The organism is Vibrio sp. RM-69-4 (assembly GCF_024743775.1).
Lineage (GTDB): Bacteria > Pseudomonadota > Gammaproteobacteria > Enterobacterales > Vibrionaceae > Vibrio > Vibrio anguillarum.
In genome coordinates, this window is record NZ_JAMQXI010000032.1 from 77,810 (window position 1) to 92,639 (window position 14,830).

The 14,830-nt window shown below is 47.1% G+C and carries 8 protein-coding genes; 2 read left to right on the plus strand and 6 right to left on the minus strand.

Annotated features, from left to right (window positions below):
- Positions 1–24: 24 nt before the first annotated feature.
- Positions 25–2,913, minus strand: coding sequence for an Ig-like domain-containing protein (locus NB504_RS03830; RefSeq protein ID WP_258428337.1), 2,889 nt, complete (start codon positions 2,911–2,913; stop codon positions 25–27).
- A 344-nt stretch (positions 2,914–3,257) separates the two neighbouring features.
- Positions 3,258–6,050, minus strand: a complete 2,793-nt coding sequence (locus tag NB504_RS03835) for a pitrilysin family protein (RefSeq protein ID WP_258428338.1) — start codon at positions 6,048–6,050, stop codon at positions 3,258–3,260.
- 288 nt (positions 6,051–6,338) lie between these two features.
- Between NB504_RS03835 and NB504_RS03840 the strand changes: the two genes are divergently transcribed.
- Complete coding sequence (locus NB504_RS03840) at positions 6,339–6,827, plus strand: TIGR00645 family protein (RefSeq protein WP_017045929.1); 489 nt, start codon at positions 6,339–6,341, stop codon at positions 6,825–6,827.
- Positions 6,828–6,893: 66 nt separating this feature from the next.
- Here the strand turns inward: NB504_RS03840 and fhuB are convergent, their stop codons facing one another.
- The 4 genes from fhuB to NB504_RS03860 form a co-directional block, all read right to left on the minus strand.
- On the minus strand, positions 6,894–8,861 hold the full coding sequence (gene fhuB, locus NB504_RS03845) for a Fe(3+)-hydroxamate ABC transporter permease FhuB (RefSeq protein WP_258428339.1): 1,968 nt from the start codon (positions 8,859–8,861) through the stop codon (positions 6,894–6,896).
- Positions 8,858–9,784 (minus strand): iron-siderophore ABC transporter substrate-binding protein, encoded by a 927-nt coding sequence (locus NB504_RS03850; RefSeq protein ID WP_258428340.1) that lies wholly within the window; start codon positions 9,782–9,784, stop codon positions 8,858–8,860. Before NB504_RS03850 ends, fhuB begins: the two co-directional genes overlap by 4 nt.
- Positions 9,775–10,560, minus strand: a complete 786-nt coding sequence (locus NB504_RS03855) for an ABC transporter ATP-binding protein (protein ID WP_026028190.1) — start codon at positions 10,558–10,560, stop codon at positions 9,775–9,777. The genes NB504_RS03850 and NB504_RS03855 overlap by 10 nt, the downstream gene beginning before the upstream one ends.
- 105 nt (positions 10,561–10,665) lie before the next feature.
- Positions 10,666–12,762 (minus strand): TonB-dependent siderophore receptor, encoded by a 2,097-nt coding sequence (locus NB504_RS03860; protein ID WP_258428341.1) that lies wholly within the window; start codon positions 12,760–12,762, stop codon positions 10,666–10,668.
- A gap of 143 nt (positions 12,763–12,905) precedes the next feature.
- On the opposite strand from NB504_RS03860, the gene NB504_RS03865 reads away from it, so the two are divergent.
- Positions 12,906–14,738, plus strand: a complete 1,833-nt coding sequence (locus NB504_RS03865; RefSeq protein WP_258428342.1) for an ABC transporter ATP-binding protein — start codon at positions 12,906–12,908, stop codon at positions 14,736–14,738.
- Positions 14,739–14,830 lie beyond the last annotated feature (92 nt).

Below are 14,830 nucleotides of genomic sequence, written 5' to 3' on the forward strand. Positions count from 1 at the left end.
TAACTCACAAAGTAACCATGCAGGCTACTTACTGACACTGATCATTTCGTTGAAGTACTCGACTTGCTGTTCCATGCTCAGACTTTGATTATTTGAACCCAACGCCCAGATAAAGAAACCACCGTAACCATTCTCTTTTTGCCACTTGGCACGGTTGAGGTTGTTTTCACGGCTCTCCACAAAATTGCCGTTTGGCCCCCACTGGCTATTGATCGTATTGCCCAAAACAATTTTCGACTTATCTCCAATGTATTGAGCGTAATTGGCCATCGCGACATCGTAGAGGAAGTTTTGGCCAGCGTCATAGGTCATGACGTTGAAGAAGTCGAAATCGTTCTTGGTTGCTTGTAACAGATCGATCACTTCACCATGGTGAGACGAGCGACCTGATGGCTCAACGTAAGAACAATTTTCAAACACACTTGAATCCATGCATGCCACAGGATCGGCACCGACATGGTATGTGGTTAGCGACAACACTTTATTGTCTCCCACTTTTTGGCGTATCAGCTTAATCAATGCAGTTAAGTCTTGGTTCTCTTTATCGGTAATGCGCGCTGCTTTCTCGAAGTCAAAGTCAAGACCATCGATTTGCACATAACCCGCTAATTGGTACTTGCTGTAATCACATTGGCCATCACCCCCCGTCGCAAGGCAGTCACCCACCACCTCTTCTGGTTTTAGGTTCTTCTTATAGACAGGGAAGGGTTTGTTGACCAATTCAACGAGGCCATTGGCCACCGCCTCCCGATTTGCATCGCTATCAATCGCAGACCAAATACTTTCATAAGTTTGACCACCAAACGCGACCATCATGGTGACATTGCTATTATCGTGTTTTAAGGTTGACCACGCTAAGTACTGAGATGGCATCCAATCTGGGTTGTAACTTGGTGGGGTTACCATGTCATCAGAAATCGTAATGTTGCCGCTAGCATCCCATTTACCGAACGATAATAAATAACCGTCACCTTCAGAATTAAACAGTTTTTCATAATCGTTTAATCCCCAAGAAGTGAGATAACTAATGGCACGGTCTGGGTTATCGGCAAGGCCACCACCACCGGTACTCTCTTTCACTGTAATATTCGATGGGGCTGACATTTGCTCTTGATTGGCACTGTTGAGCGCCTTTGCGTAAATAGCGTAGTTGCCTGCTTGCGCTCCAATCCACTCATATTCATAAGGTGCTTCGGTGTCTTGATTCAGTACCTTGCCGTTGGCAATAAACGTCACGGACGTCACCTCACCTTCATAGCTATTAGCATCAGCTTTGATTGAGATCGCTCGGCCTTCAAAGAAGCTTGAACCGTCTACAGGGGAAGAGAGTGACACCAGCAGATCTTTATCAGTAATGGCAATCGAAATCGGTGCAGTTTGAGCACTTGCACCTTGATCGTCATACGCGGCAACCGTGAGTGTGTATTGTCCTTCAACTTGAGCAGGCACAGTGATGGTGTAGAGGTCGCCCGAAGAAGAGGTGGATGTTGCAACGACTTCGCCATTCAATTGAACATCGACACGCGCCACTTGGGTATCGTCGGTCGCCTCAACGACCACCTCAAATGGCTGATTGGGTGCTATTTTTTGTCCATTTTCTGGCGATTGAACATGCACTTCAGGAACAGGGTTAGGATCGCACTCACCAACGTCATTCCATGCATCTTTCCATGCATCTGGATAATTTGGATGCCCAGTACCCGGTGTCCATACTGGGTTACCACACCAACCTGCGGTTTTACATGCGTAGATATGGCCAATATTGGTTACTTCATCTCCCACTTGATAGCTCACGCCATCTTGGTACTGTGCAACGTCACCGCAACTACCACTCACATCAGTAACCGTAATCGTCAGATTTTTTTGTGTTACATGCCGTTCATCATCTTGCGCTTCAACACGTAATGCAGCGCTTCCGGCCGTTTGAGGGGTCCAGTCACAAGAGAACACTTGCTCTGTTTTGGCATCGATACTGCAAACTTCGGTGTCATTAGCAAAAAATTTAACGGTAGCCAGATCATTATCAGCATCGGTCACTTCAGCAGAGATCGTCAAACTTGTGCCTTGTGGGTGGGATGATCCCACTTCTGGGGAAATGAACTCAACGACCGGAGGATTAGGCGCCGTCGATTCTGACTCGACAGAAACAGGCACGCTTTGCTCAGAGAGCTTATCGCCTTCCTCATTGAACGCGATAACTGAAATGGAAGCGGCTCCTATTTCTTTCGGTTGCCACACTTGCTGATACTCGGTGACACCTTGCTTCAATGATTGTTGAGCAATTTTGTCTTGGTTAGCCCAAAACTCAAGCTTACCGGCACTCTCACCATCAATACGAGCCATAATGCTGACGTCTGTGCCCGTGTATACCACTGAATTTGGCGCTGGAGAGAGAATATCTAGCGAAAAATCGGGCGGTGGTGTGATGCCCCCTTCCATTTTCACAATAACAGAATCTTCAAAAGCACTCAGGTTTTCCAATGAACCAGCAAAAGCGATCGTCAAGGAGAGTGATTCTGAGGCATTCAGAACGCTGTCAACCCAAGCACCTTCAGGGAATTTAAGCGCCACTGAATGGAGAATACCGCCCGCTTGAGCGGTATGAGATAGACTCCACGTAGGATGGGATAGCGCCGATGATTGCCAACCTATATCGTTAATCGCAACGGGTAATACAAATTCGATGACCGCATCGCGCATATCCGCTGACTCTGCTCCTGTATTTTTAATCGCTAAGGTGTAAGTGCTCCACCACTGCCCCTCTGACTCAGCTACCGCATCCGCGCTAAACTCAACAGCAATAGCCTGAGATATTGGGTTTAGCAATAGACCCGAAAAAAGCATGGTTAGGCCTAAGACCCGGTAATAGTTTTTGTCGGCCATTGAGACTGGCGTGTTTTTTTGATTAAACATTATTTTATACCCTCATATTAAATTTATAATATTCAGTATATTTATTAGCACCACCGTTAATAATTAACATCAACAATTTTAGTTTAAAATAATTTTTGGAATGACAATCAATATTTATTTAAAATCTAAATGATCGGCATGAATGCATTAAATTATATTGATTACATTTTAAGATAAATTAAAAACATGAAAAACCTGAAAAACCTGATTTTTTATTCTAATTAAATGTAAAAAAAATATTATATTATCTATATTTAAATAAGTGACATTAATCCAATAAAAATATAACAAAGTGATAAGTTTCATCATGAAAATGAGCCCCCAATAGGAGGCTCATTTTATTTTTAGATTGCAGAGGTAGTGCTGGGTAATATCTTAACACTCAGTCGTTTGTCTGCTTGTAAATATTGATTAGCAACATGACGCAGATCATTCGTACTCACCTGATTGATGGCGTGACGAACCTCCTGCCAACGACTATAGCGATGCGGATAAGTTTGAGTTAACGATGCGACATCAAGCCAAAATGCATTCTTTTCTGGCAGACTATCTAACCATTGTAGAAGCGGTTGTTTCGCTCGTTGCAACATATCAGCATCAATGCCATGATCAGCTTTCACTCGAGACAATACCGCATCGAAACTCTCTTCCACTAATTTAAGTTGCGTTGTGTCTGTCACACTGAACAGCCCCAAATAACCAAATCCTGTGGGAAGAAAATCATTGCTGCTAAATGGGTAAGGTGAGTAACTCGCGCCAGCCTTTTCTCTCACTTCTTCCGTCAACAAAATACTGAGAACCTCTTCAAGCAGCATCAGTTTTGCGTAGTGTTCGGCATTCACCTTATCAGTCGTTGGCCACAGCCAAGCCAATGCCGCGGCATTGGCTGAACCTTGATGCTCAACAATATGTGATGCAGGCACTGGTGGAAACTCAACGCGCTCAACTTGCAGCTCTTTTTCTGGATGACGCGGCAAAGCGCCCAGCGTTTTAGCAACCGATTGAATCGTTTTCTCTTCGTCAAGATCACCCACAATGGCAATTTCTAAAAGGCCTTTATCTACCGCCGAGGCAAACACTGGAACTAATTCTGAAAAATGACGCTTTAACAGTTCCTCGTCATGGCTACGAAATCGTGGGTCGTCAGGGTGCAATAATTCAGGTAACACCGACCAAAATGCCTCTTCTGGCGTCGTGTTCTGGCTGTTACTCGCTGCCAGTACTCGTTGACGAAATTGGTTCATCCCCTCTTCTCGCCAGCCCGGGCTCGTTAAAAATGCCGTTTGCAGTGCTAACTGTTGGTCAAGCGACGCTTGATTGGTGAAATCCTGACTCGCAAAACCAAGCGTTCCGACATTGAACCCCGTCGTCACATTGGCAGCAGAAAAGAGATGAATTAACTGCTGAAACGAATGCTGCTCTAACCCACCAGCAACAAAGCCATCATTAAACAGTGCCTGAATGCCCTCTTTTCTAGGTAACGGATATTCGCCAAAACCTAATGCAAGATTGAGGTAGATGACGTTTTTCTCTAACTCGGTTGGCTTGATGTTGAGCTTAACGCCATTGGCAAATTTCAACATCCGAATCCCCGTTTCGGGATCTCGCTTGTCGTGAACGAGCGTGCCCGCCTCACCAAATTCACGGTAGGCAAATGCCTCGACCGATGATATTTGATAAGGCTCTACTGGCTGTTTTTGGCTTTGTTCATATACATCGAGTAGCGTTTGATTGATTTTCTCAACCTTGTATGGCCCAGAAAGATAAATCCACGGCTTACCTTGCCAACATTCTGTAAGCAGGTCGTGCAATCGAGCTGCGGTGATTTGAGGTTGATAAGCTTCAAAAAGAGCAAGCGCGAACGTCGGTTCAATCGGGACAAATTGCTGAGCATCACTTGTCACTAGGCCTTGCGCAATCGAAAAACTATGCAAAGTATCGCTACTTGCTGCTCTTTGCTGATAATCAGCATGCATTGCCTTGATCGCTTGATCAATTTCGCTCTGATTAAAGCCGTATCGAATCGCTTGTCGCACCGTCTGTTCAAGTAATGTCAGCCCATGCCGCCACTGCTCGGGCAAGGTTACCAGTGACAATTCCATCCGTGATGCGATACCGAAATCTTGTTCAATATGAACAAAAGCATTCGTTATCCCCTCTTGGTCTATCAGATGGGGAAGTAACCGTTGGTAGAGTAAGTTAGACAATATTGATTCAAGGATCATTTCATGGCGACTTTCAACGCTATCTGCTTGTCGCTCTTGTGGTGCAATCACACCAAGCGAAATTTGGGTCGGCAAACGAGCATCAAAGAAAGCATCAGCTTGCAAGTATGTCCTTACTGCAGGCAACATCAAATGGTCAGCCCGTAGCGGTACTGCATCCCGGTGAGGTACCCAGTTAGAAAAAAGTCGTTTGATCTGCTCTTCGGCCTGAGCAACATCAAGGTCTCCCACCACAATGATCGTGGTACGTTCTGGCGTATAAAAACGTTGATAGAGTGAACGTAACTGCTCTGAACTAGCATGTTTTACTACATCGAGATCACCAATTGGCAAACGTTTTGACAAAGGGCTCCTCGGATATAAGAAACTAAGTTGTTGACGATAATTCTCAACATCAGCGGAATTTCTCTCTTTCCATTCCGCCACAACAACCGGTTTTTCTTGCTCCAACGCCTTTGGCTCAAGCTTAAGGCGATCCGCAATCTCTCTCATAAGCCACAAACCAGTTGCTACTTTTTGTGAGTCTCCTTGAGCAATATTGAACTCATACACGGTTTGATTGAATTGAGTCACCGCATTGGTATCGGATCCAAAACTTAGTCCTAAGCGTTCAAGTTGGCGAATCATCTCCCCTTCGGCTACAGAGTCCGAACCTTTAAACGCCATGTGTTCTAAAAGATGCATCAAGCCTTGTTCTTGATCTGACTCGACTAAAGAACCACCCGCAATGCGCATACGCATAATGACAGCATGAGCAGGTGTCGTGTTATGGACTAATTGGTACCTTAAGCCGTTTTCAAGCTGACCTTCGTGAATGCGATGACTTTTAGGTAACTCCGTCGATAGCGAACTGGCCGATATGACAAGCAGCAATAATAAGCTCAATGGGTGAAAAAATAGAATATTACGCAAATTAAGATTCTCAGTATGTATGGAACGACACTCATTCGAATTGAGCGCTTATTATCACCCATTTATTGAATTTATAAATACATCAAGACAATTCCATACAAAACAGTACAATATTTTCAACATCATGCAATGGTGATAAAACGCGTACCACGCCCCCTTGAATATCAGCTTGGCTGGCTTATATTGCTCTACAAAAACTTTGTGCAATAACGTAGCCAAATCACAAGAAAACACAGTATCATCACCCCTTATTCCACATACTTCGTGGAGATCATAAACGGAATAATTATGGAAAATATCGTCGAAAAACTACTCTATTCAGCACGCTGGATTATGGCCCCTATCTATTTGGGGTTAAGTTTAGTGCTGCTGGCATTAGGCATTAAATTTTTCCAAGAAGTGTTTCATCTGCTACCTAACATCTTGAGCACCGATGAAGTCAGCCTGATTTTAGTGACACTTTCTTTGATTGATATTTCATTGGTTGGTGGGTTGATTGTGATGGTAATGTTTTCAGGCTATGAGAATTTTGTCTCTAAAATTGATATCGCCGAAGAGGATGATAAGCTCGGCTGGCTCGGAAAATTAGACACAGGATCGTTGAAAAATAAGGTTTCGGCATCGATTGTCGCCATCTCCTCAATTCATTTGCTGAAAGTCTTCATGAACACTGAAAATATCGACAGTGAAAAAATCAAGTGGTACTTACTGCTGCACATTACCTTTGTCTTATCGGCCTTTGCGATGGGTTATTTAGATAAAATCACCAAAAAATAGCCGCAAGCCCTGTATTCACAGGGCTATTCGTTAACACTATCGATGCCAATGGTAAATAGACTGAGCTTATTTTGAACGATTGACCAACAGTAACAGCAAGAAATAGCTCCCACCGAGAATCGCCACGAGCGTGCCAGCCGCAATTTGCATCGGATAAACGATCACCTGTCCGAGCCAATCTGCCCACAACATTAATGATGCACCGACTAAACTTGCCACCAGCAGTTGGGTTTTACTTTGCTGTGCGCCTAGCATCATCGCCATGTGCGGCGCGATCAAACCCACAAACGACACTGGCCCCATCGTCGCCGTCACCAGCGCACATAACAGCGCCACAATGGTCAATAAAATCAAACTGGTGCTTTGCGCATTAACGCCGCGCGCACTGGCAAAACGACGACCAATGGAGATTAAAGTCAGCCAACGCGACAGTGCGATGGTGGCCGCGGCCAGCAACAGCACCAAAACGGCCAGCAATAGCGCTTGGTCAGGCGTAACGCGATAGGTTGAGCCTGCCAACCACTGTAAAATTCGATAGCTGTCTTCTGACCCTTTAGCCAAACAAAATTGCACTAAGGATTCAAGCAGTGCGGTGATGGCTATCCCGGTTAAAATCAAACTCGACGCGGCGTATTGATGGCGCTTACCCAGCACAACTAATGCCGCCAACACCAGCAAACTACCCAACAACGCTGTCACCCAATGGGCGGCTAACAAGCTTTGACCTAAAAAGAGATTGGCAAACACCAACGCAAACGTCGCCCCTGACGAGACCCCTAAAATATCTGGGCTGGCTAACGGGTTGTATATCAAACGTTGCAAAATGCTACCTGCTAGGGCAAGACCAATACCGGCACACAATGCGGTGAGCATGCGCGGCCAGCGTAATGACCACTGATAGCTGCTTGGCAGCGCCAATTGCCAACTGAGTTCGTTCATTTGAAACAACGTATGCAACCCAAGTGCTGCCAGCATCATTAGCAACAACCCCAATAGTGCGACACGGCTTAATGATGCGCGCGACTGAGGCAGTGAGATAGTCAAGGTATCTTGCGCCTTGAGCTGACGGCGACTAAACCAGATCAATGCGGGCGCGCCAATCGCCGCGGCTGTGATACCGCTGGCGATGACTTGCGTAGTCCATAGGCTCAAGCACATTGCGAGCATATCGGTTAATAAAAGCAGTAACGCGCCAAGCAGTAAGCTCGAATAGAGCTCTTGTTTGGGCGTTCTTGCCCCCATAGCACGCGCGATGTTTGGCGTGAGTAGCCCGATAAAACTGATGACACCCACCGCTGTAATCGAGGCTGAAACCAACCAAATCCCGAGCACCATTAAGATTAAAAATGCAGGAATAACAGGCAGACCACGAGCCGCAGCACCTTGATGACCTAAACGCAATAACGTCAGAACCCTTGGCGCAAACAGTAAAATCAATAAGGAGACCGATAACCGCGGCAGCAACCACTGCACCCAATCCCAGCCATTTTGCGCCAGATCGCCCGCGCCCCACATGAAGACGTTTTTGGCGTATTGTTCATTGAGTAGAATCAGTGCCGTCGCAATCGCGCCAAGTAGCAGGTTCACCACCATGCCTGCCACAATTAACGGCAAGCCCGTCATGTTACGCACACCAGCAATCACCACGATCAACGCAAATGCGAGCAAAGCACCACTCATTGCCGCCAACGCGCTGTAACTGGCAACTAGGCTTGGAAAACCAATGTTGAGAATAATCAGCGCCAGCCAAGCTCCAGATGAGGTGCCCAGCGTCAATGGTGAAGTGAGGTTATTCTGCGTCAGTTGTTGCATCACACTGCCGACCAAACCCAACATCGCGCCCACCAGCAACGTCATCACCAAACGGGGCAATTGACCATATAGGAAATTGAACTCCGCAAAAGAGCTCGCTTCACGTTGCGCCCACAACAGTTGCCATTGCGTGACTAGATCAACGCCATTGCCAATTTGCACACTGAGCATTGCCACAAGCAGCAGCGCACTACTCAGTGCGAGAAACAGTTTTCCGTTCATGACTTAGGCGCAACCTCAAGCAAACTGCGTGTCAGCGCTTCTGCAATGTATTGTAGTGACATCGCGCCGCCGTAGTTCCAGACACTCTCAACCGAGTTCACTCGCGCTTGACGCACAAACGGCATCGCTTGCCAAAGCATTGATTTTTCTAGCTGTGCTTGCTGGGCAAATGGCAAGAAATAGAGCACATAACCTTGCTCAACATACTGCAGATCCGTTAACCGATGTTGCACAATACCCCACTCTTTGGCGGGCTGAGGCAGCGCTTCATGCAAGCCCAATTGCTTCAGCACATAATGCGTGGTGGAGTTTTCACCGTAAAGGAACACCGAGGTTGGATTAGCAAAACGCATCGCCACCACCGCGGGTGTTTGATGAGAAAACGCGATGTCAATTTGTGCTTTTAACTGCGCAAAACGTTCCGTCATTGTGGTCAGTTTTTGCTCGGCGAGCGCTTGCTTGTCAAAGAGCTGCGCTAATTGGCGAAAATGGTCAATCGCGACTGCGCCACTGTCATCACTGGCTTGAAAATTAGAGAAATAGAGCACCGGAGCAATGCGCTCTAACGGTGTGATTAAATCTTGCTGCGGCGCAGCAGCGAGAATGAGATCTGGTTGCAGTGCAGCAATTTTTTCCAAATTGGGTTCAACGCGCGTGCCGATATCTTCAACCCCTTGCGGCACTTGCGGTTTGACAACCCAATCTTGATAACTGGCAAGCTCTGGCGCGCCAACGGGTATGATACCCAGTTCAATCACTTGCTCAAGTAAATCCCAATTGAGCACCACCACACGTTGTGGCCGCTGCTGTAGAGTTTGCTCTCCGCGGCTGTCGTGTACGGTCAATGGCGCGCTAAAAGCGACACTCGAAAAAACAGAGAGTAAGCCAGCAACCAGCCAGCGCTTTACAAGGTTTAAGCACATACAATCGCGACCTTATGCGTGTGAGAATCTGAATTGGACATTGGGTGATCCAGCAGTTGGATCGGCGTTTGATAAAGCGCCGATAAACGCGCTTCATCGGCCAATAAAGAGGCATCGCCTTCAAAAGCAACCTTGCCCTGCTTGAGCGCGACAATGTGGGTCGCGTAACGTAGCGCAAGGTTCAGATCATGCAAAATGACGATAATTCCACAGCCTTGTGTCTGGTTTAATTGCGCAAGCAGAGCCATTAACTGATATTGGTGCTGCACATCTAACGCTGAAGTTGGCTCATCTAAAATCAGCACCGGAGACTGCTGCGCCAACAGCATCGCCACCCAAGCGCGTTGCCTTTCACCGCCAGACAATTCATCTGCCAAGGTATAGGCAAATTCAGTGACGCCGGTTTGGGCGATCGCTTGATCGATGATCACTTCATCCTGATTTTGCCAGCGACCAAAAGGACCACGCCACGGAAAACGCCCAAGGCGCACTAACTCTCGTACCGTTAACCCCGCTGAAGTTGGCAATTTTTGTGGCAAAAACGCCACCGCTTTAGCCAGCGCTCTGGCGCTGAGCTCGGCAATCGGCTGCTGGTTAAGTAACACGTCGCCACGGTCAGGTGCTTGCTGACCAGAAATCAAACTCACCAGCGTGGATTTACCAGAGCCATTATGGCCGAGTACCACAGTTAACTCTGTGGTGGGAATATTCAGTGATTCAATGGATAAAATGCTTCGCCCACCGCGTACCACTTGAACATTTGATAAGGTAAACATCACTCTCCCCCAAAAATCGAACCACCTAAAACACACATCCCCGCCGGCGCGGGAATGTTCAAAAACCGTCAAACTCACCTTCAACGAAGGTGAGTTCATGCTGACTTACCAGCGGTAATTCACGCTTGCCACCATACGGCGTGATTCGCCGTAATAGCAGGTTCCGAAATCACAACCAGCAAGGGACTCGTCATCCAAAATATTATTGAGGTTAACCTGCACATCCCACTGTGTATTGATGGCGTAGCTTGCCATTGCATCCCACAGCATATAGGCAGGCACCTTTTTATCGAGCGAGGCATCCACAGACGTTCCGGTATAACGCACGCCAGAGCCCAACGTCAGCCCCTCAATCCCAAGGCCTGCAAAATCATAGCTCGCCCAACCTGTCGCTAAGTGGCGCGGAATCATCGACTTACGCTTCTGGCTCGTTCCTTCACCCGTATGAGCATCGAGATAGGTGTAGCTAGCATTCAGCATCAGATTTTCTGTCACAGCCATGCGAGCTTCCATTTCGAACCCTTGCGTATTGGTTTTTGTGCCCGATTGACTGGTGGTTAACGCGCCATTGCTGCCGACGGTAGAGGCGGTTGCGTTTTTCTGGTCGATATCAAACCACGCCAGATTGACATAGCCATCGAGCCAGCTTGGCATGTATTTCACACCCACCTCGGTTTGGTTGCTCTCAACGGGTTTGTAGAGTTTGTTGGTGGTGAAATCTAAGCTGCTGATCACATAGAAAGATTCAGAGTAGCTCACATAAGGTGACAAACCATTATCGGCTAAATAGATCAAACTGCTGTTTAATGACAGTTGGCCATCATCAAGCTCATCTTTATTCAAACCTTTACTTTCAACATCAATTTTGTCGTAGCGGCCACCTAAATTCAGAACCCATTTCTGTTGCCACTTCGTTTGATATTGCGCGTACACACCCAGTTGCTGTTTGACAATCTCATTGTCATACAAGCTGCTTGAGAGATCAGGCACATTGCCGTAGGTCGGATTAAGGCTGTTGATCACGCCCACCTGTGAACCAGTGCCATTACCCAGCCATTTATTTTGGTGATACTGAATGTCAAACCCGGTCAGTAAGCGGTGCTCAAATTGGCTACTTTGCCACTGTGCTTGGGCGTTGTTATCTAAGGTTACGCTGTGTGCATCACCATCATTGATCAAGGTATAACGTGCCAATGTGTATGGGTCGCTGTCTTGCCAAGCATTTTGATAGGCCGAAGAGCTTCGCAGGTACAGATCAACATAGGCGTAGTTGAAGTTTTGCTTGAAGCTCCAAGTGTCGTTCAGTTGATGAGAGAGTTGGTAGCCAAACGACAATTGTGTTTTATCGAAATCATCGTGATCCGGCTCGCCAAAGTTGCGGTTAGGCGCAATCGTCTCGCCATTGGGCAGCGCCACTAATGTGCCATCGCTTGGGAAGAAACCGTTTTGTGGCACGCCGTTATCTTTCAAGAAAGTGGCCATCAGCGTTAGCGTGGTTTGATCTGATAAATCGATAGCGTAGCTTGGCGCAACATAAACGCGCTGGCTCTCAATGCCATCCAATTCTCCCTCTTTTTGATTAACCATCGCCACGAGGCGGTAGCGCTGGCTGCCATCTTGGTTGGCCCAATCGGCAATATCGACACCCAACTGCTGGTAATTTTTATTCCCCACCGACAGAGATACGGAATGCTGCGCGCCATTAGTCGGCTTTTTCTGCACCACGTTGGCAATACCGCCCGGCATGGACTCACCATACAGCACCGAAGACGGGCCTTTCACCAATTCAACTCGCTCTAAACCAAAGGGGTCAACCGTCCAAGCAAAGAAACCTTCTTTATAAAGACGGTTACCATCGAGATAGACACTCGGTTCAAAACCACGCACAAACATCCATTCGGCGTCGTTATCCGCGCCATAAGGTGAGGTGTATCCCGGCGTATAGCGCAATGCTTCATCCAGTTTTTGTACGTTATGCTGGTCCAGTTCATCACGTTCAATGACAGTGACCGACTTTGCGGTTTCTTGTGTCGGGGTATCGACTTTCAATGCCGATGCCGTTACCACGATCGTGTCTAAAACTGGTGGCGGTGTTTGCTCAGCTTGCGCCGTAGCCGAAACCATGAACAGACAAGGTAATGCGCTGATTTTTAATATGTTGTGAATTGCTGTCCCCAGCAAGCTTGGGCGAATGAGATCCATTAAAGGATACCTCCTGCTTTAATTAGTTTGAGAAACGTTTTTATTATCATTATTATTGCTCATCATTTTACTGATAAATTCAATATTTAACAGATAAAAATAAGAATGAATCTCACTCGCACATCACCATAAGTTGATCACCTATGTTTCAATGGTTTGAAAATCTCACGGCGGCGTTTCCTAAAGAAGAGCCGCAACAACCGCCTAACACCTTATTGGCATTCTGCCGTCATTACACACGGGGCTTTGAAATACCGTTACTGGTCATGTCACTGCTCAGTGCTTGCGTGGCGATTGCCGAAGTCACCCTCATTCGCTATATGGGTGAATTGGTTGATATTCTTAGCGGCCAACAACGTGCCACATTCTGGGCCGATCAAAGTGACCGCTTGTGGGTAATGGCCGCGCTGGTGGTGGTCATTATGCCGCTGCTGGCTTTCTTCCACTCCATGATCATGCACCAAACGCTACTGGGTAATTACCCGATGTCGATACGTTGGATGATCCACCGCTACTTACTCAAACAGAGCGTCAGTTTTTTCCAACGCGATTTCGCGGGGCGAATTGCCACCAAAGTGATGCAAAGTTCACTGGCGGTGCGAGAAACAGTGATGAAACTGGTCGATGTACTGGTTTACATCGCGGTCTACTTCGTCTCGATGATTTGGATGATGGGCGAATCTGACCGCATCTTGATGATCCCAATTCTGATTTGGCTCGTGGCCTACATCATCATTCAGTTGTATTTCATTCCCAAGATGAAAAAAGTGGCGACCGATCAAGCGGATGCTCGCTCAACCATGACGGGCAGCATAGTCGACAGTTACACCAACATTGCCACCGTGAAACTGTTTTCCCATTCGCAGCGAGAAATGCAGTACGCCAAAAGCAGCATGAAACGGTTTTTGAACACCGTGTACCAACAGATGCGCATGGTAACGTGCTTGTTGTGGAGTGTTGATGCCATCAACTATTTACTGCTGTTTTCTATCGCCGCTTTATCGATCAATTTGTGGCTCGATGCCTCAGTGACTGTCGGTGTCATTGCGATTGCGATTAGCATTGCGCTGCGCGTACAAGGCATGTCGAAATGGATCATGTGGGAAGTGAGCGCGCTATTTGAAAATATCGGTACTGTGGTGGATGGAATGAATACCTTGTCGCAACCAGTGACCGTAACGGATGTAGCCAATGCGCCGCCGCTGCAAGTAACGCAAGGGCAAATCAGCTTCCATAACGTTCACTTTCACTATGGACAAGAGAACACTGTGTTCGAAGCGCTTAACTTTGAGTTAAAAGCAGGCGAAAAAGTGGGGTTAGTGGGTCGTTCGGGCGCGGGTAAATCAACACTGGTTAACTTGCTGCTGCGATTTTACGATTTGAATGGCGGCAAAATCTGCATTGATGGGCAAGATATTTCGCAGGTTAGCCAAGATTCACTGCGCCAACACATTGGTATGATCACGCAAGATACTTCTCTGTTGCACCGCTCAATCCGCGACAACATTCTGTATGGCAACCCAGATGCCGGGGAAGAGGCGCTGATAGAAGCAAGCCGTCAAGCGCATGCTCATGATTTTATCGCGCAGTTGCAGGATGAGAATGGCAACCTCGGCTACGATGTTCAAGTGGGAGAACGCGGTGTCAAACTCTCTGGCGGCCAACGCCAACGCATTGCGATTGCCAGAGTGCTATTAAAAAATGCGCCTATTCTGATCATGGATGAAGCCACCTCGGCCCTAGATTCAGAAGTGGAAACGGCTATTCAAGAAAATTTTGAAACGCTGATGGAAAACAAAACCGTGATCGCCATTGCGCACCGTTTATCAACCATTGCCGCTATGGATCGCTTAATTGTGCTGGATGAAGGACGAATCATTGAGCAAGGCTCACACCAAGAGTTGCTGCAACAACAAGGCGTTTATGCTCAGCTATGGGCACATCAAACGGGTGGGTTTATAGGCGAACTTGCGTAGTGGATGCTCTTTAGGCAAATAAAAGGCCTTTAGACACATCCAACAGAGAAAGAAGATGTGCTAAAGGCCGCGCTATTTCACCCAATACCCTC